Origin of the sequence: Pseudomonas sp. S44, from assembly GCF_016624805.1 — a bacterium.
Lineage (GTDB): Bacteria > Pseudomonadota > Gammaproteobacteria > Pseudomonadales > Pseudomonadaceae > Aquipseudomonas > Aquipseudomonas machongensis.
On sequence record NZ_JACVTY010000006.1, the window covers coordinates 40,321 to 64,138 of the forward strand.

Here is a 23,818-nt window from a genome sequence, read left to right on the forward strand (position 1 = left end):
GTCTGGCCACGCCCGTGACATTGCGCACGGGCGCTCCCGCTCCCTGAACACTGCCAACGAGGGTACTTTGCATGTCCCAAGAATTCGATTACATCATCGTCGGTGCCGGTTCGGCCGGTAACACCCTGGCCACCCGCCTGACCGAAGACGCCAACGTCTCGGTGCTGCTGCTGGAAGCCGGCGGCCCCGACTACCGCTTCGATTTCCGCACCCAGATGCCGGCCGCCCTGGCCTTCCCGCTGCAAGGCCGCCGCTACAACTGGGCCTACGAGACCGACCCTGAGCCACACATGGATGGCCGCCGCATGGAATGTGGCCGCGGCAAGGGCCTGGGTGGCTCCTCGCTGATCAACGGCATGTGCTACATCCGTGGTAACGCCATGGACTTCGACGGCTGGGCTGAACTGCCAGGCCTGGAAGACTGGACCTACCTCGACTGCCTTCCGTACTTCCGCAAGGCCGAAACCCGCGACATCGGCCCGAACGACTACCACGGCGGCGACGGCCCGGTCAGCGTTGCCACGCCAAAAGCTGGCAACAACCCACTGTTCCATGCCATGGTCGAAGCCGGTGTACAGGCCGGTTACCCACGCACCGAAGACCTCAACGGCTACCAGCAGGAAGGCTTCGGTCCGATGGACCGTTCGGTGACCAAGAACGGTCGTCGCTCCAGCACCGCCCGTGGCTACCTGGACCAGGCCAAGAAGCGCCCTAACCTGACCATCGTCACCCACGCCCTGAGCGATCGCGTACTCTTCGAAGGCAAGCGCGCCGTGGGTGTGACCTATCTGGTCGGTGACAGCGAAGAGCGCGTCGAAGCCCGTGCCCGCAAGGAAGTCATCGTCAGCTCCGGCGCCATCGCTTCGCCGCAGTTGCTGCAGCGCTCCGGTGTCGGCCCGCGCGCCCTGCTGGAGAGCCTCGACATTCCGGTGGTCCACGACCTGCCGGGCGTCGGCGAGAACCTGCAGGACCACCTGGAACTGTATCTGCAGTACGCCTGCACCCAGCCGGTGTCGCTGTACCCATCGCTGCTGTGGTGGAACCAGCCGGCCATCGGTGCCGAGTGGCTGTTCAACGGCACCGGCATCGGCGCCAGCAACCAGTTCGAGGCCGGTGGCTTCATCCGCACCCGTCCTGAGTTCGAATGGCCGAACATCCAGTACCACTTCCTGCCGGTGGCGATCAATTACAACGGCTCCAACGGCGTGAAGGAACACGGCTTCCAGGCGCACATGGGTTCGATGCGTTCGCCAAGCCGTGGCCGCATCCAGGCCAAGTCCAAGGATCCGCGCCAGCACCCGAGCATCCTGTTCAACTACATGGCCACCGAACAGGACTGGCAGGAATTCCGCGACGGCATCCGCCTGACCCGCGAGATCATGGCCCAGCCGGCGCTGGACCCGTATCGCGGTCGCGAAATCAGCCCGGGCGCGCACGTGCAGACCGATGAAGAGCTGGACAAATTCATCCGCGAGCACGCCGAAACCGCGTTCCACCCGTCCTGCTCGTGCAAGATGGGCACCGACGACATGGCGGTGGTCGATGGCGAAGGCCGCGTGCATGGCATGGAAGGCTTGCGCGTTGTCGATGCGTCGATCATGCCGATCATCATCACCGGCAACCTCAACGCCACCACGATCATGATCGCCGAGAAAATCTCCGACAAGATCCGTGGACGCAAGCCACTGCCACGCAGCACGGCCAAGTACTACAAGGCCAACGGTGCGCCGGTGAAGGGCAAGCCGATGCGTGAGGTGAAGCAGGCGTAATCCTGCACCGGCCCCTTCGCGGCTAAAGCCGCTCCCACAGGGTTCGCACAGATTATGAAAACTGTGCAGTACCTGTGGGAGCGGGCTTGCCCGCGAAAGGGCCCGCATAGGCAACACAACAAAAGGCACCCACCGCGGTGCCTTTTGCACATCTGCAGAAACGCTTTACATGCTGGCAATTCATCAGGTTAGAATCGATTGGCACGCGACTTGCCAGTCAAGTCATCTTTCTGCGATATCCCGGAGTACCTGCCTTTGGATGCCAGCACCATCAACAGCCTGTTCCTGATCGGCGCACTGCTGGTGGGCGCAAGTATCCTGGTCAGCTCTCTGTCGTCGCGCCTGGGCATCCCTATCCTGGTCATCATCCTCGCGGTCGGCATGGTCGCCGGTGTCGATGGTGGCGGCATCATTTTCAACAACTACCCGACCGCCTACCTGGTGGGCAACCTCGCGCTGGCCGTGATCCTGCTCGACGGCGGCCTGCGCACGCGGGTGGCGAGTTTCCGCGTGGCCCTGTGGCCAGCCTTGTCGCTGGCCACGGTGGGCGTGCTCATCACCACCGGCCTTACCGGCATGGTCGCTGCCTGGCTGTTCGACCTGAGCCTGATCCAGGGCCTGCTGATCGGCGCCATCGTCGGCTCTACCGACGCCGCGGCGGTGTTCTCGCTGCTCGGTGGCAAAGGCCTGAACGAACGGGTCACGGCAACGCTCGAAATCGAGTCGGGCAGCAACGACCCGATGGCGGTATTTCTCACCGTCACCCTGATCGACATGATCGCCAGCGGCCAGACCGGCCTGCACTGGAGCCTGCTGACCCACCTGCTGCGCGAGTTCGGCATCGGCGGCCTGCTGGGCCTGGGCGGCGGCTGGCTGATGCTGCAACTGGTCAACCGCATCAACCTGGCCGGCGGCTTGTACCCGATCCTGGTGGTCGCCGGCGGCCTGGTGGTGTTCTCGCTGACCAACGCCCTGCACGGCAGCGGCTTCCTTGCCGTCTACCTGTGCGGCCTGGTGCTGGGCAACAAGCCGATCCGCAGCCGCCACGGCATCCTGCACATGCTCGACGGCATGGCCTGGCTGGCGCAGATCGGCATGTTCCTGGTGCTGGGGCTGCTGGTCACCCCGCACGACCTGCTGCCCATCGCCCTGCCCGCCCTGGGCCTGGCGCTGTGGATGATCCTCTTCGCCCGCCCACTGTCGGTGCTGGCCGCATTGCTGCCGTTCAAGGCGTTCCACGGCCGCGAAAAGGGCTTCATTTCCTGGGTTGGCCTGCGCGGCGCGGTACCGATCATCCTTGCGGTGTTCCCGCTGATGGCGGGCCTGCCGGATGCGCAGTTGTTCTTCAACCTGGCGTTCTTCATCGTACTGGTGTCGCTGCTGGTGCAAGGCACCAGCCTGCCGTGGATGGCCAAGCTGCTGAAGGTCACGGTGCCGCCAGATCCAGCGCCGATCTCGCGCTCGGCGCTTGAGGTGCATATCACCAGCGAATGGGAGCTCTTCGTCTACCGCCTGGGCGCTGAAAAATGGTGCATCGGCGCAGCCCTGCGCGAGCTGAAGATGCCCGAGGGCACGCGTATCGCCGCGCTGTTCCGTGGTGAGCAATTGCTGCACCCCTCGGGCAGTACCGTGCTGGAGGTCGGCGACATGCTTTGCGTAATCGGCCACGAGCACAACCTGCCCGCCCTGGGCAAACTGTTCAGCCAGGCGCCACAGCGCGGCCTGGACCTGCGCTTCTTCGGCGACTTCGTCCTCGAAGGCGATGCCGAACTCGGTGCGGTGGCAGCGCTTTATGGCCTGAAACTCGACGGCCTGGATGCGAAAATGCCGTTGGCGCAGTTCATCCGACAGAAGGTCGGAGGCGCTCCAGTCGTAGGCGACCAGGTCGAATGGCACAGCACGATCTGGACGGTCGCGACCATGGACGGGAACAAGATCCAGAAAGTGGGCGTCAGATTCCCCGAAGGAACCCGGCCCGGCCCGGGGCTGTTCCTCTAAACTCCGTTAGTGCCCTCTCGCAAGTAGTCTGCCTATGTCCCTGCGCGTGTATGCCCGCGCAGCCCTCCTCGGGCTGTGCCTTTCCCTGTCGTTCGCCGCTGTGGCGGCCGAGGTGCCGGCCGCTCCCGGTATTCAGAACAGCCTGGACAAGATTGCCGAGCGCAAGCTGCCGGAACCCGAGCAGAAGGCGCTCCAGCAGGTGCTGGAGCAGACGCTCGCGCTGATCGCCAGCAAAGAGGATAGCGAGAAGAAACTCGCCGACCTCAAGCAGCAGTTGGCCGGTGCCCCTCAGGAAACCCGCGACAGCCAGCGCGAACTGGCCAAACTCAAGGACAGCAAGGTCACGCCCGTGGCCCAGCGCTATGCCAGCCTCAGCGTACCGCAGCTCGAGCAGATGCTCAGCGAGCGCAGCACCCAGCAGGGCGAGCTGCAAAAGGCGCTGTCCGAAGCCAACAGCCTGATCATCAACTCCCAGACCCGCCCCGAACGTGCCCAGGCCGAGATCAGCAACAACCAGACCCGCGCCCAGCAGATCAACAACGCGCTGAAGTCGGGCAAGGACAACGGCAAGGCGATTTCCGCCGACCAGCGCAACCAGCTCAACGCCGAACTGGCCTCGCTCAACGCCCTCACCCTGCTGCGCCGCCAGGAGCTGGCCGGCAACAGCCTGCTGCAGGACCTGGGCAATGCCCGTCACGACCTGCTGATCGAGCGTGCCGCACGCCTGGAGCAAGAGATCCAGGACCTGCAGACACTGATCAACGAGAAGCGCCTGGCACAGTCGCAACAGACCGTCACCCAGCAGTCGATCGAAGCGCAGAAAGCCGGCGGCAGCACCCTGCTGGCCAACGAGAGCGCCGCCAACCTCAAGCTCTCCGACTACCTGCTGCGCAGCACCGACCGCCTCAACGAACTCACCCAGCAGAACCTGCAGACCAAGCAGCAGCTCGACACCCTGACCCAGGCCGACCAGGCGCTGGACGAGCAGATCAACGTGCTCAAGGGCAGCCTGCTGCTGTCGAAGATCCTCTACAAGCAGAAACAGGCGCTGCCGCACCTGAAGGTGGACCGCGACCTGGCCGACCAGATCGCCGATATCCGCCTGTACCAGTTCGAGGTCAACCAGCAGCGTGAGCAGATGAGCAGCCCGGTCAGCTACGTCGACAAGCTGCTGTCCACCCAGCCTGAGCAGGATGTCACCCCGCAACTGCGCAAGGCGCTGCTGGAGGTCGCCATCACCCGCAGCGACCTGCTCGAGCGCCTGAACCGCGAGCTTTCAGCATTGCTCAATGAGTCCATCACCCTGCAGCTCAACCAGAAGCAACTGCTGGGCACCGCGCAGAACCTGCGCACCACCCTCGATGAGCAGATGTTCTGGATCCCCAGCAACAAGCCGCTGGACTGGGACTGGCTGCGCTATGTGCCCGAGCGCTTCGCCGACCAGGTCGCCAGCCTGCCCTGGGGCTCGGGCATCAAGGAACTGGCCGACGGCCTGAGCCAGCGCCCGCTGCTGTTCCTGCCGCTGCTGCTGGTGATCGGCGCGCTGCTGTGGCGGCGCAAGTACCTGTACCAGCGTCTGGGCAAGGTGCACCAGGACATCGGCCACTTCCGTCGCGACAGCCAGTGGCACACGCCACAAGCGATCCTCATCAACATCCTCCTGGCCATGCCGGTAAGCCTGGGCCTGGCGCTGTGCAGCTATGCCTTGCAGATCGACGCCCGCGGCCAGAACGCCAACCTCGGCGCTGCGCTGTGGCAATTGGCCCAGGCCTGGCTGGTGTTCTACACCGCCTACCGCGTGCTGGCCCCCGGCGGCGTGGCCGAGGTGCACTTCCGCTGGCACAAGCCGCAGGTGGAGTTCCTGCGCGGTTGGGTACGCAGGCTCGGCACGGTGGTGCTGGCCCTGGTGGGTGTGGTCGCGGTGGCCGAGCACCAGCCTTCGGCGCTGGCCGACGACGTGCTGGGCATCGGCGTGGTGCTGGCGTGCTATGCGCTGATGGCCTGGCTGCTCAGCCGCCTGCTGCTGAGCAGTCCGGCGCACCGCGACACGTCGCTGTTCCGCAAGGCGGTCGGGGTAGCGTTCACCGCGCTGCCGATCGCACTGTTCGTCGCGGTGTGCTTCGGCTACTACTACACCGCACTGAAACTCACCGACCGCCTGATCTATACCCTCTACCTGCTGCTGTTCTGGCTGGTGATCGAGGCGGCGTTCGTCCGTGGCCTGTCGGTGGCGGCGCGACGCCTGGCCTACCAGCGCGCGTTGAGCAAGCGCGCGGCTGCCAAGGAAGGGCTGGACGGCGAAGTCATCATCGAGGAACCGACCCTGGACATCGAGCAGGTCAACCAGCAGTCCCTGCGCCTGATCCGCCTGGCCCTGCTCGGTGGCTTCATCGGTGGCTTGTACTGGGTATGGTCGGATCTGATAACCGTGTTCTCCTACCTCAACAACGTCACCCTGTACGAATACGCCAGCGGCACCGGCGCGGCGGCCAGCATGGTTCCGATCAGCCTCGGCGACCTGCTCGGTGCGCTGGTCATCGCCGGCATCACCATCGCCCTGGCCAGCAACCTGCCGGGCCTGTTGGAAGTGCTGGTGCTGTCGCGCCTGAGCCTGGCCCAGGGCAGCGCCTACGCGATCACCACGCTGCTGTCCTACGTGATCGTCGGGGTGGGCATCGTCAGCACCCTGGCCACCCTCGGGGTGAGCTGGGACAAGCTGCAGTGGCTGGTCGCCGCCCTGTCTCTGGGCCTGGGCTTCGGCATGCAGGAGATCTTCGCCAACTTCATCTCCGGCATCATGATCCTGTTCGAGCGCCCGGTGCGGATCGGCGACACCATCACCATCGGCAATCTGTCCGGCACGGTGAGCAAGATCCGCATTCGCGCCACGACCATCACCGACTTCGACCGCAAGGACATCATCGTCCCCAACAAGACGTTCATCACTGGCCAGTTGATCAACTGGTCGTTGACCGACACGGTTACCCGAGTGACGCTCAAGCTGGGCATCGACTACGGCTCCGACCTGGACCTGGTGCGCGACCTGCTGCTCAAGGGTGCCCACGAAAACCCACGTGTGCTCAAGGACCCTGAGCCGATCGTGTATTTCCTGCAGTTCGGCGAAAGCTCGCTGGATCACGAGCTGCGCATGCACGTGCGTGACCTGGGCGACCGCAACCCGACGCTGGACGAGATCAACCGCTACATCAACCGTGAGTTCAAGGCCCACGACATCAAGATCTCGGTGCGCCAGGTTGAGGTGTTCCTGATGGACACCAAGGGCGGCAAGCAGCAGATGATCCCGCTGGAGAGCAAACCCGACAGCACGCCACCGAGCTGAGTGGACGCTGATGGGTGCAAGCGCCCAGAATGCCTGCTAGGGCTTTGCCCTCGATCGCAGGAAAAGCCCGCTCCCACAGGAAACCGAGTTCTGTAGGTGCGGGCTTTGCCCCGCGCAGGGCCGCAAGGCGGCCCCCTGTCACCGATAGCCAGGAGCCGGCCACGTGAAAGCCCTCGACCAACTCACTTTCGATAACCGCTTCGCCCAACTCGGCGACACCTACTCCACCCAGGTGCTGCCCGAGCCGATTGCCGAGCCGCGCCTGGTGGTCGCCAGCAAATCGGCCATGGCCCTGCTCGACCTCGACCCAGCCCAGGCCGATGAGCCCGTGTTCGCCGAGCTGTTCAGCGGCCACAAGCTCTGGGAAGAAGCCGATCCACGGGCGATGGTCTATTCCGGCCATCAGTTCGGTTCGTACAACCCGCGCCTGGGTGACGGCCGCGGCCTGTTGCTGGGCGAGGTATTGAACGACGCGGGCGAGCACTGGGACCTGCACCTCAAGGGCGCCGGCCAGACCCCGTACTCGCGCATGGGCGACGGCCGCGCGGTGCTGCGTTCGTCGATCCGTGAGTTCCTCGCCTCGGAAGCGCTGCACGCCCTGGGCATTCCCAGCAGCCGGGCGCTATGCGTGGTCGGCTCGAGCACCCCGGTGTGGCGCGAGACCCGCGAAAGCGCGGCCATGCTGCTGCGACTGGCGCAGAGCCATGTGCGCTTCGGTCATTTCGAATATTTCTACTACACCCAGCAGCCCGAGCAACAACGCGTGCTGATCGATCACGTGCTCGATCAGCACTACCCCGAATGCCGCGACGCCGAGCAGCCGTACCTGGCGATGTTCCGCAGCATCGGCGAGCGCAACGCCGAGCTGATCGCACGCTGGCAGGCCTATGGTTTCTGCCACGGGGTGATGAACACCGACAATATGTCGATCCTGGGCATCACCTTCGATTTCGGTCCCTACGCCTTCCTCGACGACTTCGACGCCAACTTCATCTGCAACCACTCCGACGATCGCGGCCGCTACAGCTACGCCAACCAGGTGCCGATCGCCCACTGGAACCTGAGCGCCCTGGCCCAGGCCCTGACCACGGTGATCGAAGTGGAGGCATTGAAGGAGACGCTCGGCCTGTTCCTGCCGCTGTACCAGGCCCATTACCTGGACCTGATGCGCCGTCGGCTCGGCCTGACGACCGCCGAGGACGACGACATGGCCCTGATCGAACGCCTGCTGCAGCGCATGCAGAGTGGCGGCGTGGACTACACCCTGTTCTTCCGCCGGCTTGGCGAGCAGCCGGTGGAGCAGGCACTGAACGTGGTTCGCGACGACTTCATCGATCTCGCCGGCTTCGACGCCTGGGGTGCCGACTACCTCGCACGCTGCCAGCGCGAAGCGGGTAACGCCGAAGGTCGGCGTGAGCGCATGCATGCGGTCAACCCGCTGTACATCCTGCGCAACTATCTGGCGCAGCGCGCCATCGAGGCGGCCGAAGGTGGGGACTACAGTGAAGTGCGACGGCTGCACCAGGTACTGTGCAAGCCATTCGAGGAGCAGCCGGGGATGCAAGCCTATGCCGAGCGACCACCAGAGTGGGGCAAGCATCTGGAAATCAGCTGTTCTTCCTGAACTACGACTGACCTGTGGGAGCGGGCTTGCCCGCGAACACTGGCAAAGCCGGTGCCACTCACCGCGCCCCTTGCTTCGCGGCGGTTCGGCGCCCTGGCAAGCCCGCCTACAGGCCATATATGAACGCTATAGCGGAGAAAACATGTCCGACCCACTGGTAATCCCCTGCCCGCACTGCAACGGCCTCAACCGCCTGCCCAGCGAACGCCTGGGCGACAGCCCGAAATGCGGGCGCTGCAAGCAGGCGGTATTGCTCGACAAGCCCTTCGAGCTCAGCGAAAGCACCTACGCCAGCCAGATAAAGGGCGACCTGCCTTTGCTGGTGGACGTCTGGGCCGACTGGTGCGGCCCGTGCAAGAGCTTTGCACCGACCTTCGAACAGGCGGCCCGCCAGCTCAGCGGCCGCTGCCGGCTGGCCAAGCTCGACAGCGAGGCCAACCGCAACCTCGCCGGGCAACTGGGCATCCGTTCGATCCCTAGCCTGATCCTGTTCAGGAACGGCCGCGAAGTCAGCCGCCAGGCAGGGGCGTTTCCACTCCAGTCGTTACTGGAATGGGTGCGCAGCCAAGGGATCTAAGCGTTTTCTTCGAGCAGCGAGTGCAACTCGACGAACTGCTGCGTCAGCTTGTGCCTCGGCTCCAGGTGGATCAGCGGCAGGCTGGCGTGGTGGGATTCGCGCATCTTCACCGAGCTGCCCAGGTACACCGGCAGCACCGGCAGGCCCTCGGCGAGCAGCTCGTCGAGCATCTGCTGAGGCAGGCTGGCCCGTGACTGGAACTGGTTGACCACGATGCCCTCTACCTGGAGGTCTTCGTTGTGGTCGTCCTTGAGTTCCTCGATCTCGGCCAGCAGGCCGTACAGGGCCTGGCGCGAGAAGCTGTCGCAATCGAAGGGAATCAGCACACGATCTGCGGCGATCAACGCGGAAACCGCATAGAAGTTCAACGCTGGCGGGGTATCGATGTAGATCCGCTCGTAATCCTCGTCCAGCTCATCGAGCAATTTACGTAGTTTGTTGATCTTGTGCTTGGCCTCGAGCTTGGGCTGCAGGTCGGCCAGCTCGGCGGTGGCGGTGACCACGTGCAGGTTGTCAAAGGGCGTTTCATAGATATCGACCTTGTTCTTCTTGCTGAACGGCCCGCTGGACAGGCTCTGCTTGAAGAAATCGGCAATACCCATGGGGATGTCGTCACCCGTCAACCCAGTCAGGTACTGGGTCGAGTTGGCCTGGGCATCCAGGTCGATCAACAGGGTCCGGTAGCCTTCGTTGGCACTGACCGCCGCCAGGTTGCAGGCGATGCTCGACTTGCCCACGCCACCTTTCTGATTGAACACCACGCGCCGCATGACTGACCTCCGTGTATCAGGGAATGCCCGAGTATGTGTCCGGCGCAGCGGTTTAGCCAGCACCTTCGGGCTTTTCCAGGCCCGCCAGCAGGTCGACGAACGCCCGGGCCATCGCCGAGCCCGCGCCCTCGCGACGCACCAGCCAGACCGCACTGGTCGCCTGCTCGTCGAGCAGCGTGCGGTACACCACGCCGTCGATGCGGATGCGCTGGAACGACGCGGGCAACACCGAAACCCCAAGGCCCGCCGAGACCAACCCGATGATGGTCAGCGCCTCACCGGCTTCCTGGGCGAAATGCGGGCTGAAGCCTGCCTGGCGTGCCAGGTCCATCAGTTGCGCATACAGACCGCTGCCGTAGCTGCGTGGGAAGAATACGAACGGCTCGTGGGCCAAGTCCCGCATATACAGGCCCTGCTCGCCGCCCAGCGCCAGCGGATGAGAGGCATTGAGCACCACGACCAACGGCTCGCGAAACAACTCGGTGACCGCCAACCCTTCCGGCACCGGCAGCGGCCGCATCAGGCCGACCTCGATGGATTCGTCGAACACAGCATCGACCACTTCACGGCTGCTCATCTCCTTGAGGTGCAGGTGCACTGCCGGGAAGCGCCGGCGGAAGGCGTGGATCGCCTGGGGAATCCTCGAGGTGAAGGGCGCCGACGAGGTGAAACCGATCTTCATCTCGCCCAGCTCGCCCAACTGTGCGCGACGTGCCACATCGGCCGCCTTGTCGACTTGCGCCAGCACCTGGCGCGCCTCCTCGAGGAACAGTCGTCCGGCCTCGCTCAGCTCGACCCGACGATTGGTGCGCTCGAACAGACGCGCCCCCAGTTCCTGTTCCAGCGCCTGGATCTGCTGGCTCAAGGGCGGCTGGGAGATGCCCAGTTGCTGGGCTGCACGGCCGAAGTGCAGTTCTTCGGCGACAGCGATGAAGTAACGCAGGTGGCGCAGTTCCATGATCGGCTCCAAACAAGTCGCTAAAGCTATCAAATAGGTCGAACAATATATTGGATCTAATCATTAGCCAGCTATATGCTTTTTTCATTGCGCCAGAGGTATCGCCCGTGAAAACTGCTGTAGCCCCCCTCCCCACCGAACCTGAAGTGCCTCCCCTGAACGACTTGTGGATCGAAAAAGGCACCCCAGCCTTCATGAAAACCGTACTGGCGCTGTTCAGCGGCGGTTTCGCCACGTTCGCGCTGCTCTACTGCGTGCAACCGATGATGCCGCTGCTGTCGCAAGAGTTTTCGATCAACGCTGCGCAGAGCAGCCTGGTGCTGTCAGTATCCACCGCCATGCTGGCGTTCGGGCTGCTGGTGACCGGGCCCATTTCCGATCGAATCGGGCGCAAACCGGTGATGGTCTCGGCCCTGGTGTGCGCTGCCCTGGCGACACTGGCCAGCGCAGTGATGCCAACCTGGGAAGGCGTGCTCGCCACCCGCGCACTGGTCGGCCTGTCGCTGAGCGGCCTGGCGGCGGTGGCCATGACCTACCTGAGCGAAGAAATCCACCCGCAGCACATTGGCCTGGCGATGGGCCTGTACATCGGTGGCAATGCGATCGGCGGGATGAGCGGGCGGCTGATCACCGGGGTGCTGATCGACTTCGTCAGTTGGCACACCGCGATGCTGGTGATCGGCGGCCTGGCGCTGCTGGCCGCGGTAGTGTTCTGGAAGGTGCTGCCGGAATCGCGCAACTTCCGCGCGCAGTCGCTGAAGCCGCGCAATCTGCTCGATGGCTTCCTCATGCACTTCAAGGATGCCGGCCTGCCCTGGCTGTTCCTCGAAGCTTTCCTGCTGATGGGCGCCTTCGTCACCTTGTTCAACTACATCGGCTATCGCCTGCTGGCCGAGCCCTACCACATGAACCAGGCGCTGGTCGGCTTGCTGTCGGTGGTGTACCTGTCAGGCATCTACAGTTCGGCACAGGTCGGCGCGCTGGCCGACCGGCTGGGGCGTCGCAGGGTATTCTGGGCGAGCATCCTGGTGATGGCCGCTGGCATGCTGATGACCCTGTTCACCCCATTGCCAGTGGTGATCGTCGGGATGCTGGTGTTCACCTTCGGCTTCTTCGGTGCCCACTCGGTGGCCAGCAGCTGGATTGGTCGACGCGCGCTCAAGGCCAAGGGGCAGGCCTCTTCACTGTACCTGTTCTGCTACTACGCGGGATCGAGTGTCGCCGGGACGGCGGGCGGGGTGTTCTGGCATTACGCCGGTTGGAACGGCATCGGCCTGTTCATCGGCGGTCTGCTGGCGGTGGCGTTGCTGGTGGCGCTGCACCTGAGCAAGCTGGCACCTAAATCGGTGTGAGGCATTCGCGGCGGTTCGGGGCGCAGAACCACCGCGAAACGGTGTTCGTCAGTTGACGATCTCGACGATATCCACATCCACTTCACGACTCATCAGGTGTTTCTCCACCTCGCCGGTCAGCTTGACCTTGGTCTTGTCGTTGAACGGGGTTACCGGCAGGTCTTCGTTGTCGATCTCGACGGTGATGGTGCCGGTGTTGTCCTTGAACTCGTACTTGTCGTCGTTGTTGATCTTCTTGGTCACATAGCCTTGCAGCACTACCGGGGTGTCATCGGCGGCCTCCTTGGCGGCAGCGACGGTGGTCACCGGCTGGGCGCCCGGGCCTGTGTAGCCGGCAGCGAGAGCGGCGGTGCTGAACAGTGGGGCGAGGATCAGGGGCAGGTAACGGGCTTTCATGATGCAGGTCCTGTATGGGTTTCGATGGATACAGGCTAACAACGGCTGCTGAAGCCAAGCTTAATGGCAATCACCCATCATCCATGGCCAGGCCCAGATGCGCCTGCAGCTGGTCATCGACCGCCTGCAGCCTTATCCCGGTCAACTGCGCGCCATCCTGCTCCAATGCATGGAGCCAGAGCGTCAAGATATGCGGTCTACCCTGCAGCGTCATCGTCACCTGCGAGCCATTGCTATGCATGTCAACGATCTGCAGCCCATCGATCCGCGCCCTCTCATTCAGGCGTGCGGTCGTCAAGGCCTGCGCGGGCGTTGGCAGCGCTGCGGAAGTCGCCGAAAGGCGTCGCAACTGTTGAGCCAGCGCACGCTCCCGGTTCAATTGCACCTGCACCTGATCCAATCGTTGTTGAGCCGGCAAACAGAGCACCTGCCAGACCGTGATCGCGGCAAGGCCCCAGGCGACGGCCTTGAGCACCCAGCGACGCGGGGCCGGAATACCTCGCCACTCTCTGCCGATCCAATCAAGCAGGCCAACCATCATTGGGCTCCTGGCCATGTCAATGTGGCGCTTACCTGCTGTGCAGCCTGCTGCGCACGCTCGACCTGTAGCCCTGGCAGACGCTGACGAAATCGTTCCAGATCATCGAAGCCCTGGGCAAGAATCTCGATCCGCCATCCCTGACCAGCCACAACCTCTGCGCGCTCGATCCGCAAGTCGCCGCTTTCGACCAAGGATTCACTCAACACGGCCAGACGCTGCATCGCTGTGGGCGGAGCAGGGTGCTGCATCAATTCGTTTATCTGACGCGCAAGGTCATCACGCGGTACATGTCCCGGCGCCCAACGCTGGAATGCTCGCACATTATGCTGTTTCAACTGCGCGACCTGTCCTTGCAGCCACTCTACGTGCCAGTACTCGGCAATGCAGGCCAGCAATGCTGCCAGCAGGCATCCGCCCAGTAGCGCTTGCCAAGGCACTGACTTGGCGCGTCCGGGTGCGAAAGCACCCTGGAGCAGGTTGATGGCGTCAAAGCGCCCCTGCCAAAGCAACGCAAAGGCGTCGGTAACCAGCTCGACCTCGTCCCATCGTGACGCCTGCCCTGGTTCTGCCAGCCATTTGATTTCAGGCAACGATGTACTCAGCACTCTGGCTGCCGCGCAGTTGACCGCAAGACGCTGCTGCTCCCCGCCGCCAAACAGCCAACGCCCCTCCAGCCACAACGCCGTGGGGCCGGTCGAGGCGAGCATGTCTGCATCGACCAGCACTGCCTGCGGTTCGACTCCCTGAACGCGCAGACACGACAGCAGTTGCTCGAAGCACGCTCGGTCGATCACCAGACAAGGGCGCGATGACGCCTGGTTCGCCATGCCGAACGCGAGGTGAAGCGTCTCCAAGGCGGTGGCGAATTGATCCTCTACCGCAAAGGCAAGGGTATCGTAGGCAGGCTTGCGTCCCGGCAACGAGCCAGTTTGACAGTAGGAGAAAAGCTCCATCGGCAGCACCAGCGTCACCTTCTGTCCAGCCAATGCCTCCAGGTCACTCAGACGAGACTCCCGCGTGACGCCATCAGGCTGAAGAACGCGAACAGGCCAGTTCTTCGGAACCCCACCCACGCCCTCGGGCAGCAGGTAGGCAGCGTACTCATTCATTCAGCACCTGCTGGTCGTACCGTGGAAAACATACGTCGTGATACGCGCAGTCGATGACCATCCAGGTCCACCTCCACTTCGCTGTGCAGGTACGAGCGGCTCGTCTCGAGATCGGCCTGAAGGGTCATGCCGAACCATCGACTGCCAACCGCCAGACCGCGCCCCGTGGCGACCTGACCATCGAGCAACGGATCGCCAAGAAAGGCCTGCACGCTGGCATATCCATCCTTGGGGCGCTGCTCGACCAGGCGCTGAGCGATCGCCGGCGTCACGCCCTCCAGTGTGCCGAGGACGAATCGATCTGCAGTGTTGATGTTCAGCCCAGCCTGCGCAGGCAGTACCGCCACCCACGGCCTGAGGCGCTCCAATATTTCGGCACTCACATCCGGCAACTGCGCCAACTGGCTGACATCCACCAGTGGAACACCCTGCAACATGGCAAGATCCGGAGTAACCAGGCCAAGGGTCCGGCAAAGACGCTCCCAGCGCGCAAGCAACACGGAGTCGGGCTCGCGGCTGCGGACAAGCGCAGCGAGATTGATGCGCGCAGCCAAATCCTCGACTCGCCCTCGCAGGCGCACATCGTCCAGAGTGAACTCATAGGGTTTTGACCACGACTGCCCCGCATGAACGACACGCATGTCGAGCCTCAAGCGCTCGCGCAAAAGCGCCAGTGCCTGGCGCTCTGCGGCCATCAGCACCTGTAGCCCGCGCGAAGCCTCAGTCTGGCCGGATACACTGGCAATCAACTGTCGGTGGTCACGCAACATCGCGGCGATCAGCATCACCATCAGTGCCATGACCAACAACACGGTGATCAGCGCGAGGCCCTCTTGTCGTTTCACTCTCACAGGCTCATACCCGCCAGCGGGAGAACGCGGCGAAGCCGCTCTGCTCGTCCAATGGAAAAGGTAATTTCAAGAGCGATGGGCGGTTCGCTCGCAGTACGATCACCGGGCCAGTCGGCTTGCCAGCCCAGGCCAGGCACGAAGACTCGCCAACGCAGACTCGTGACACCTGCGAGCAAGTATTGCGCTCGCCCTGCGCCACTGACGAGACTGTCGCGTTGGCGCCATAGCACACCGTCTTCCAGCCAATATTGGATCACACGCAAGTCACTGCGCGGCTGCAGGTGGATGTCATACCCGCTACTCGACAGCCAACTAAGCCGTTGCTCCCGTAGCCTCAAGGCGAAGTGCTCTTTCTCCAATGCAGCTGGAAATACCCCTTGAAGGGCGTCCCGTTGCAGCATACCCATCGCCCTTGCCAAGCTACGAATTTCATCGGCCTGCGCCTGGCGCGCCGAGTCGGTACGCAGCAACGCATCGAACAAACGGGCAGCACCAGCAGCCAACACAGCGAAGATCGCCACAGCCAGCAGTAGCTCCAGGAGCGTGAAGCCACGCTGCCTGCGACCGACGCGAGACTCATTGCGTTTCATTCGAAATCTCCAGCCAGCGCTTGGCCTGATACACCGCCGGACCATTCGGGACGCGCGTGACCAGTACCTCGACCTCGAGCATTGCGTGCCTGCGTCTACGCCGCTCCTCCAGGTGCCAACGCCCCTGGGCAAAGTCGATCGTCAGTACGCGTTGTCCAGGGCCTGGCGTGGGCAGGAGAGTCATTTCGGTCAAGTGGTTGTCGGCAATCCAACTGCCATACATGCGCTCACGCAGTTGGTGGGGCTGTTGCAAGACCTGCTGCATTGCCATGCTTGCAGCACCTGCCAGTACCGCAAAGATCGCCAGAGCAACCATGACCTCCAGCAGGGTGAAGCCCCGCTCAGCAGCCGAATTGCACATTGATTCCGTCACTTGTCACACATGCCAGAAGCTCCCCGGCGTGGCTGAAATACAGGATGAATGGCGTGTGTTCTTCGTCACCGACCAGCACCAGTTGCACAAGGCCGTCCGAGACGACCGGCGACCAGTCGGTGTGCTTCAGGCGCAGGTCCAGCTCACTGGGCTGCAGATCACCACCTGCACCCCACCCCAGGTGCGTCAGCCTCATCATGCGGTAGCCATCCTGGTTGACCTGAATGCCAAGGGTCTGTCCCGAGATCAATGCGTGCGCACGGGCGTGCTCGAAGAACCGCAGGAACAACTGTGCCTCCTGTACGGCCAACCGTTGCGGGTTGTGCATGGATACAAACCCTGCCATGCCGATCACCACCCCGAGCACCGCCATTACCAGCAGCAACTCCAGCAGGGTAAATCCGCGGCTACGTCTCACTGGGGCCAGTTACCGATGTCGGCGTCCATACCTTCGCCTCCCGGCAGGTTATCTGCACCAAAGGAGTAGAGGTCGAAGCCCTGATTCGAGCGAGTACCAGGGCTCTGGTACTGGTATTCGCCTCCCCAAGGATCGACCGGCATGCTCTTGAGATAGCCCTGTTCGTTCCACATCCTTGGCGCAGGCGCCTGGGTGGGACGTGCTACCAAGGCTTGCAGGCCCTGCTCGGTGGAGGGATAGCGACCGTTGTCGAGCCGGTAGATCTCCAGCGCGGTTGAAATTGACTGCAGGTCGGTACGCACTGCCGTAGCTTTCGCATGGTCTGGCCGGCTCATGACGTTGGGCAGCACCAGCCCGCCAAGCACGCCCAGGATGATGATAACCACCATGATTTCGATAAGGGTGAAACCGCCGTTACGGCGACGACTGTTGCGTGGGGACATGATCAGGTAACCAGTTGATTGAGGTTGAGTATCGGCAGCAGGATCGCCAGCACGATGAACAGCACGATGGCGCCCATGAGCAGGAGCATCGCGGGTTCGCAAAGGCTGACCAGCAACGAGATGCGCGAGCTCAGCTGCTTCTCTTGCAGGTCTGCGGCGCGCTCAAGCATCGTGTTGACCTCACCGGCCCGCTCGCCACTGGCGATCATGTGCAGGGTCAGTGGAGGGAGCGCTGCGCAGCGCGTCAGGCTGCTGGCCAAGCTAGAACCCTCGGTCAGCTCTTCGGCGGCGCGGATCAGACGTTCGCGCAATGCCAGGTTGCTGGTAACCACGGCACCGATGCGCATGGCTTCGACCAGAGGAACGCCGCTGCGCCCGAGTGTGGCCAACGTGGCGACAAAACGCGCTGCGTTGCTGGCACGAATGAACTCACCCCACAACGGTATACGCAGAGCCAGTGCATCCCAGCGCCGTCGCCTGGCGGGCTGGAGCAGCGCCCAGCGAACGGCCACCACGCAGCACAGCACGGTCATGATGATCAAAAGCCCAAAATGCCCAGTGAACTCGCTGAGAGCGATCAACAACAAGGTCGCGTAGGGCAACTGCGCCTGATCGCGGGCGAAGGCCTGGACGACATCTGGCACCACATATCCCAGCAGGAACCCCACCACCAGCAACGACACCAGGAACAGGATCAGCGGATAGACCATCGCCAGTTGAACCTTCTGGCGCAGCGATTGCTCACGCTCGCCATGGTCGGCCAGACGCTCGAATACGCTCGACAGATGACCCGAGCGCTCGGCTGCCGCCACCGTTGCCCGGTACACCGCAGGAAAAGCCTGCGGATAATGGCCAAGGGCATCGGCCAACGTACGCCCTTGGGCGATCTGCTCGTTAACGGCACCCATCAGCTTGCTGGCCTGGCGATCTTCACTTTGCGAAGCGACCGCCAGCAACGCATCGCTCAACGGCATGCTGGCACGCAACAAGGTAGCCAACTGCCGCGTGATGATCGCCAGCTGTGTCGCTCCAAGCCGGACAGGCCGCAAGCGACTGTTCCATTGCAGTCGAACCGCGCGGACCGCAATGATGAGCAGCCCCTGCTCGCGCAACAACTGTCGAGCTTGCCTGGCGTCTCCGGCCTCGAGGGTGCCCCGCCTGCGCGCACCTTGGGGGTCTTGAACGAGATACCTGAACCTCATCATCTATCCCTGCCCCGCCACCCGCAGCAACTCCTCGACGCTGGTCTGGCCTTCGCACACACGTTGCACGCCGTGGTCAAACAAGCTTGGCGTGGATTGACGTACCCAATCGAGCATCTGCGCCTGCGAGGAGCGCCGATGAATCGCTTCGGCAAGTTCCGCAGTCACCAGCACCAGTTCATGCAACGCAAGCCGCCCACTGTAGCCATGCTGACAATGCTCGCAACCTTGCGCACGATAGATCCGCGCAGGCAGGTTTGCAGGGGAGCCGAGCGACTGCGCGGTGACGGCGTCGACCTCCATGGGCGTCTTGCAGCTGGGACACAACTGGCGGACCAGACGCTGGGCCATCACCCCCGACAGCGACGACGCGAGCAGGCAAGGATCCACTCCCATGTCGGTCAAGCGTGTGATCGCCCCCAATGCGCTGTTGGTATGCAACGTCGACAACACCAAGTGACCGGTCAGGGATGCTTGTACGGCAATTTCTGCGGTTTCGCGATCACGGATCTCGCCGACCATCACTACGTCCGGGTCTTGTCGAAGAATCGCCCGCAGCCCCCTGGCGAAGGTCATGTCGACCTTGCTGTTGATCTGGGTCTGGCCAATACCGGGCAAGTGATACTCGATCGGATCCTCAACAGTCAGGATGTTGCGCGTCACCTCGTTCAAGACCGACAACGCGGTGTAAAGCGTGGTGGTCTTGCCCGATCCGGTGGGGCCGGTAACCAGAAAAATGCCATGAGGTCTTTGCAGTAATCGCACAAACCCCGAGCGAGTTTGCGGCTGCATCTGCATGCACTCGACATCAAGACGTACCGCCTGCTTGTCCAGCAGGCGCAGCACGACCCGCTCTTCATGGGCCGCGGGCAGGGTCGAAACCCGCACATCCACCTCGTGCCCGGCCAGGCGAAGGCTGATGCGACCGTCTTGGGGAATGCGCTTCTGCGCGATGTCCAGCCGTGCCATCACCTTGATCCGGGATACCAGAAGGGCCGACAGCGCTCGTGGCGGCGACAGCACTTCACGCATGACACCATCGATGCGCATGCGTACACGCAGATGCTGCTCGAAAGTTTCCAGATGAATATCCGATGCACGCGACCTGACGGCCTCGCTGAGCAGTGCATTGAGCAAACGAATGATCGGTGCATCATCCTGCTGGTCGAGCAAGTCGCAGGTTTGCGGTAATTCCTCGGCCAGCCGCGCAAGGTCCAACTGCTGATCGATGTCCTGAACCACAGTCTGGGCAGCATCTTGTGTCCGACCATAGTAACTGGCGAGACGTTCGGCGAAGCGTTCGGCGTCCAGGCACTGCAAATCCCAACCAGCACCCACCAAGCGATACGCCTCCGAAAGCGACGACAGCGAGGTGTCCTTGCGCATGAGCATGACGGGCGGTTCGGCATGCTGGTCGAAGAGCACGCCGTAGCGTCTGGCGAAGGCAAACGGCAGAGACCCATTCATGGACGGTCACTTCTGATGGAGGGGGAATCGAACAGGTTTTGCACATCGTCCGGGAAGGAAGAGGCCGCAGGAGAGCGCACATCTCGATAGGCACGCTCGCCAGCTTCGGTCAGTTGCTGCCGGGTACGCAGGATGGTCGGACGCAGGAACACCATCAGGTTGGTTTTCTCATCGATGTCTCGCTGCCAGCGAAACAATCCGCCGATCAGAGGCAGACTTCCCAACAGCGGCACGCTGCGCTGCTCGGCACGCACACTGTCCTTGATCAATCCGCCGATCACGATGATTTCGCCATCGGCAGCGAGAATGGTGCTCTTGAGGGTGCGCTTGTTGGTAATCAGATCGTTCTCGACCACGCTGGGCGCAAGCTCCGAGCTTTCCTGCTCGACCTCCAGACGCAAGCTGCTGCCCTCATTGATATAGGGACGAATCTTCAGGCTGATGCCGATGTCCTTGCGCTCGACGGTGGTGAAGGGGTTTTCCGTGCCGCTGCCTGGGGTTGCATAGCTGCCGGATCTGAACGGCACGTTCTGTCCGACAAGGATCTGGGCCTCTTGGTTATCCAGTGTCACCAGGCTGGGCGTGGACAGCAGGTTGCTGCTGGAGTTGCTCGCCAACGCACTGACCAATGCAGCAAAACGATCAGATCCGATCGCCAGTGCGGCCCCTGCTGGTAGAGACTCACCGCCAAGCAGCGTCGACAATGAAGACCCGCTGTCAGGAAAGGTGATTCCGCCCCTCAGGCTGCCTCGATCGATACCCCACTGCAGCCCGAGGGCCTCGGAGATACTGCCACTGACTTCGACGATGGCCGCATGTATCAACACCTGGGCACGCGGCTGATCGAGCTGATGGATGATCTGCTCCAGACTGATCAACACTTCCGGCTCACCTAGCAATACCAGAGCGTTCTGGCTGATATCCGCCTTGACCGAGGTTTTTCCCGACAAGTTGTCGAAACCCTTGCGCTCCCCTGATGCTTTGCCGTTCAGGCCATCGCCAACTTCAGCCAGTACTTCGGCCAATTGCTCGGCATTGCTGTGCTGAAGCCTGATCACTCGCCAATTCTGTGAAGCCTGCGGCGTCGGCACATCCAGCGAACGTGCCAACTGCGCCAGACGTCGCCTGGACTGAATGGGGCCCAGCACCAGCACTGTATTGCTGCGAGTGTCGGCAAGTACCCGCACGCCAGTCTCCGTCCCACCCGCCGCCGCCTCGATCACCGCCAGCAATTCACTGGCCTGGGCATGACGCAGCACGACAACTTCATGGTCGTGTCGCTGACCACTGTCGAGTTGCGCAATCAATGTCGCAAGGCGTTCCAGATTCGTCCCCGAGTCGGTAACGATCAAGGCATTGGCCGAACTCGAAGGGCCGATGTAGCCATTGCTGGAAACCAATGGACGCAGAAGGCCTGCCAGATCGGCGGCAAGACTGCTCTGGAGGCTGAATACTCGGGTAGTGAAGGCTGTCGGCGCAGCGTCTAGTTGCTGATCTGCCCACGCCTTGGCCTCGCTCGCCGGCAGTACCAGTAAACGCCCATCATCGTTCACTGCAGCAAAGCCATGAGCATTGAGTACCGAGTAGAACAATCTGCGGATACCTTCACTGTCCAGCCGCTCATTGGATAGCACCGTAATCCGCCCCTGTACCCGAGGATCGAGAATGATCGGTTGGTCGAGGATTGCCCCTACCTCCCGTACCACATCGCGAACATCCGCATCGCTCATCGCCATTTGCCAGGTGGCCGGAGGCTGCGCGTGGGCAAACACGCCAGACAGGCACAAAAGCGCGCTCAGCGACGCTAACCGCAACATGAGCCGTATGTTCATCGGGGAGTCCGCAGGAAAAGACGATGGGAATCCGGTTTTGTTGGCGCATGGGAGGTTTCTCTCACCAGGTGCAGCAAGGAGCCCTTGGTCCCCTCAAGGGGCAGAACCTCCTCAACGCCATCAATCCATAGTGCAACTGCATGCGATTCGATGCGCCGGACGACAGCACCGCCCGCCAGACGGTCGCCAATGCGATACGCCGCAACCTTGCCATCCAGGGCAACCAGCGCGCGCGACCCTCCGGCACTGGAGGCGAAAGTGGCCTTGAGAATGATGTCCGAGCGCACGGAAGCTCTCGCATCCGCGGCCCGAAAACCGAACGCCAGCGCAAGCGTGGTAACCGCAAGGGAGCGGTCAACTTCGACGTCCTGCAATGTGGCGACCGCCGGTTCCTCGGTGCGCCAGTGACTGCGTAACCGGTCTTCTCGCCACACCAGGAACGACGCCAGCAGCACAGGCAACACCAGCCACGCCGCATGACGACGGTAATGTTCAGGTATCAAGGCAACCCCCGCTGGAGGATGACGAGCACCGATTGCCACGACAGCAGTTGCCAGCATTGTTTGTCGTAAGCCATGCCCATTCCCGCTTATGAAAAGGGGCACCCTGTTCGGATACCCCCTGTTCATCAATGCCTGTCCCAGGCGCTCTGCCAGTGAGAACCAATGCCGGGCTCATATTGGGTGGTGCTTTCGGTCCATTGGCGGCAATACCCCGAGTAGGGGAAAGGCTTGCATTCATAGACATCGCGAGTTCCCCTGGCATAGACCCGGGTACCCGCGGTGTAGCCTGCAATGCCTTCCGGGAAGGTGGGATAGGCTTCTTCGCCTTGCGCCTCAAGGGTCAGGTCGCGCTCCTGTTGCAGGAGGATCTCGTCATCTTCATTCTTGCCGACGACCTTGAGCACATGCCCACCCTCCACGCTGATGGCGTCGACGGCGAACGGCTTCGTGGTCGAATCCACCGGCTGACGCTGGTAGCCGACTTGCTTGTTGCTCGCATCGAACAGTGTTGCGGTGACTTCCATCGAGCGATTGGTCATCACCGAGAAGTCGATGGTGGCTTTACCGTCTATCAAACTGTATTGCGGCTTCACCCCGTGCAAGTGCATATAGGCGTCCGGCGGGCTGCCTTCGAAGCCTAACTCGTAGCCCGTAACGCCGCTTTCCTGCTTGGCAAAGATGATATTGGAACCGCGCACCGGCGCGACGTTGCCCTCGGCGTCCTTTTGTCCTGCGCTGACCAACACCTGTATGGCGTTGATCTGTTTGGCCAGTTTGTAGGCCCAGTTCGGCGCCCCACCCTCCTCGGCGGTTTCGATAACGATGCTGGCGCTGAACTGCTCGGACTCATGACCGCCGACAAACGCTCTGGCCTTGACCTTGTCGCCTTTCTTAAGATTGCGATGCGGATTGATGCTGCCGACCTGGCGCCATTCGGGTGCAGGCCCGCCGTCAACCTGGATATCGACATCGACAGCCTTGTAGAACGCATTGCTGGTGTCACCGACAGTCCATACGCCAAGGATGATGTGATGTCCCAAGCGATCGGCAGGAATTGCGCAGGTGTGCTTGGGATGCGAGGGATCATCGGCTTTCTTGCCGCCACCATCGACGGAACAGAATGGCGTGCTCTCGAACGATGCGCGCTCCAAGGCAGCGTTGGGATTCCAGTCTCTCCTGGTGATGAAATATTCCCATCTCTTGGTTACATGCGCTGCTGTGTAGAGCCACTTGAATTCGATTTCATGCTTGTCGAGCGGGACACGATGCCAACGGTTGGCACTCTGCTCGTCAAGGACAGGAAATATGTGACCACCAATCAATTTGCCATCAGCTGGACCATCACTTGGGAATCCCTGGGCGAACTCTCCGGCACTGGGTGGCCAGTTCACCGAGTCACAGCCAGTGTTCTGCTTCTGCTTGCACAGGATGTCGCGCGAAGGCGGGTCTTGCAGGTAACCATGGGCATTTGCCAACTGCGGCAACAGGGTCGTACTGACAAGCGCAGCGCATACGCTGCTCGCCAGAAATCCTTTTCGTGGAGCTACTCGTTTCATACAAAATCCTCGTGGCAAAGCCCAAGTCCGCTCGGTCATCTGCATGGACGACCGATACGGCTTGAGCCGAAAGAGCACGAAGATTAAGAAAACGCTGGAGCGCGGACTGTAAGGCTAGTCCGAGAGGAAGCGCCGTCAATGCACACTGG

At 62.4% G+C, this 23,818-nt stretch carries 21 protein-coding genes; 6 read left to right on the plus strand and 15 right to left on the minus strand.

Translation table 11 applies throughout. The features are described 5' to 3' along the window. Positions 1 to 71 precede the first annotated feature (71 nt). The 5 genes from betA (at position 72) to trxC (ending at position 9,308) form a co-directional block, all read left to right on the plus strand. Entirely contained in the window at positions 72 to 1,769 is a 1,698-nt protein-coding gene (gene betA, locus IAE40_RS07060; RefSeq protein ID WP_153773308.1) for a choline dehydrogenase, read from the plus strand. A gap of 255 nt (positions 1,770 to 2,024) precedes the next feature. Next, the gene (locus tag IAE40_RS07065) at positions 2,025 to 3,767 is read left to right on the plus strand and encodes a potassium/proton antiporter (protein WP_054891203.1); all 1,743 of its coding nucleotides are present in this window, start codon (positions 2,025 to 2,027) and stop codon (positions 3,765 to 3,767) included. A 34-nt stretch (positions 3,768 to 3,801) separates the two neighbouring features. Further along, entirely contained in the window at positions 3,802 to 7,107 is a 3,306-nt protein-coding gene (gene mscK / locus IAE40_RS07070) for a mechanosensitive channel MscK (protein ID WP_197890398.1), read from the plus strand. 163 nt (positions 7,108 to 7,270) lie between these two features. Continuing rightward, entirely contained in the window at positions 7,271 to 8,731 is a 1,461-nt protein-coding gene (gene selO, locus IAE40_RS07075) for a protein adenylyltransferase SelO (protein WP_200602914.1), read from the plus strand. A 142-nt stretch (positions 8,732 to 8,873) separates the two neighbouring features. Beyond that, positions 8,874 to 9,308, plus strand: a complete 435-nt coding sequence (trxC, locus tag IAE40_RS07080) for a thioredoxin TrxC (RefSeq protein WP_063541589.1) — start codon at positions 8,874 to 8,876, stop codon at positions 9,306 to 9,308. Here the strand turns inward: trxC and IAE40_RS07085 are convergent. Continuing rightward, positions 9,305 to 10,078: a ParA family protein gene (locus tag IAE40_RS07085; protein WP_054891199.1), complete on the minus strand. Its 774-nt coding sequence runs from the start codon at positions 10,076 to 10,078 to the stop codon at positions 9,305 to 9,307. The genes trxC and IAE40_RS07085 overlap by 4 nt on opposite strands. Before the next feature lie 52 nt (positions 10,079 to 10,130). Then, on the minus strand, positions 10,131 to 11,036 hold the full coding sequence (locus IAE40_RS07090; RefSeq protein ID WP_153773304.1) for a LysR family transcriptional regulator: 906 nt from the start codon (positions 11,034 to 11,036) through the stop codon (positions 10,131 to 10,133). Positions 11,037 to 11,143: 107 nt separating this feature from the next. Here IAE40_RS07090 and IAE40_RS07095 point away from each other — a divergent pair, with 107 nt between their 5' ends. Continuing rightward, positions 11,144 to 12,388 (plus strand): MFS transporter, encoded by a 1,245-nt coding sequence (locus IAE40_RS07095; RefSeq protein ID WP_063541593.1) that lies wholly within the window; start codon positions 11,144 to 11,146, stop codon positions 12,386 to 12,388. Positions 12,389 to 12,436: 48 nt separating this feature from the next. Here IAE40_RS07095 and IAE40_RS07100 read toward each other — a convergent pair whose 3' ends face one another. From IAE40_RS07100 to gbpA, 13 genes are all read right to left on the minus strand, one after another. Next, positions 12,437 to 12,784 (minus strand): YgiW/YdeI family stress tolerance OB fold protein, encoded by a 348-nt coding sequence (locus IAE40_RS07100; protein ID WP_054891196.1) that lies wholly within the window; start codon positions 12,782 to 12,784, stop codon positions 12,437 to 12,439. Positions 12,785 to 12,854: 70 nt separating this feature from the next. Continuing rightward, positions 12,855 to 13,322, minus strand: a complete 468-nt coding sequence (gene gspM, locus IAE40_RS07105; protein WP_200602915.1) for a type II secretion system protein GspM — start codon at positions 13,320 to 13,322, stop codon at positions 12,855 to 12,857. Then, positions 13,322 to 14,434: a type II secretion system protein GspL gene (gene gspL, locus IAE40_RS07110; protein WP_200602916.1), complete on the minus strand. Its 1,113-nt coding sequence runs from the start codon at positions 14,432 to 14,434 to the stop codon at positions 13,322 to 13,324. The genes gspM and gspL overlap by 1 nt, the downstream gene beginning before the upstream one ends. Then, the gene (locus tag IAE40_RS07115; RefSeq protein ID WP_197890416.1) at positions 14,431 to 15,279 is read right to left on the minus strand and encodes a general secretion pathway protein GspK; all 849 of its coding nucleotides are present in this window, start codon (positions 15,277 to 15,279) and stop codon (positions 14,431 to 14,433) included. The genes gspL and IAE40_RS07115 overlap by 4 nt, the downstream gene beginning before the upstream one ends. Before the next feature lie 2 nt (positions 15,280 to 15,281). Then, entirely contained in the window at positions 15,282 to 15,875 is a 594-nt protein-coding gene (gene gspJ, locus IAE40_RS07120; RefSeq protein WP_200602917.1) for a type II secretion system minor pseudopilin GspJ, read from the minus strand. After that, complete coding sequence (gspI, locus tag IAE40_RS07125) at positions 15,862 to 16,236, minus strand: type II secretion system minor pseudopilin GspI (protein ID WP_200602918.1); 375 nt, start codon at positions 16,234 to 16,236, stop codon at positions 15,862 to 15,864. Before gspI ends, gspJ begins: the two co-directional genes overlap by 14 nt. Beyond that, positions 16,217 to 16,666: a pilus assembly FimT family protein gene (locus IAE40_RS07130; RefSeq protein ID WP_200602919.1), complete on the minus strand. Its 450-nt coding sequence runs from the start codon at positions 16,664 to 16,666 to the stop codon at positions 16,217 to 16,219. Before IAE40_RS07130 ends, gspI begins: the two co-directional genes overlap by 20 nt. Then, the gene (gene gspG / locus IAE40_RS07135) at positions 16,663 to 17,109 is read right to left on the minus strand and encodes a type II secretion system major pseudopilin GspG (protein WP_153773296.1); all 447 of its coding nucleotides are present in this window, start codon (positions 17,107 to 17,109) and stop codon (positions 16,663 to 16,665) included. The genes IAE40_RS07130 and gspG overlap by 4 nt, the downstream gene beginning before the upstream one ends. Before the next feature lie 2 nt (positions 17,110 to 17,111). Then, entirely contained in the window at positions 17,112 to 18,314 is a 1,203-nt protein-coding gene (gene gspF / locus IAE40_RS07140) for a type II secretion system inner membrane protein GspF (RefSeq protein ID WP_200602920.1), read from the minus strand. Then, a complete protein-coding gene (gene gspE, locus IAE40_RS07145) occupies positions 18,315 to 19,778 on the minus strand; it encodes a type II secretion system ATPase GspE (protein WP_200602921.1) in 1,464 nt (487 codons plus the stop codon). Continuing rightward, complete coding sequence (gspD, locus tag IAE40_RS07150; protein ID WP_234465091.1) at positions 19,775 to 21,514, minus strand: type II secretion system secretin GspD; 1,740 nt, start codon at positions 21,512 to 21,514, stop codon at positions 19,775 to 19,777. The genes gspE and gspD overlap by 4 nt, the downstream gene beginning before the upstream one ends. Positions 21,515 to 21,606: 92 nt before the next feature. Further along, the gene (locus IAE40_RS07155) at positions 21,607 to 22,170 is read right to left on the minus strand and encodes a type II secretion system protein N (protein ID WP_200602923.1); all 564 of its coding nucleotides are present in this window, start codon (positions 22,168 to 22,170) and stop codon (positions 21,607 to 21,609) included. Positions 22,171 to 22,238: 68 nt separating this feature from the next. Then, positions 22,239 to 23,669 carry an N-acetylglucosamine-binding protein GbpA gene (gene gbpA / locus IAE40_RS07160; RefSeq protein ID WP_200602924.1) on the minus strand — a complete coding sequence of 477 codons (1,431 nt, stop codon included), beginning with the start codon at positions 23,667 to 23,669 and terminating at the stop codon, positions 22,239 to 22,241. Positions 23,670 to 23,818: the final 149 nt, after the last annotated feature.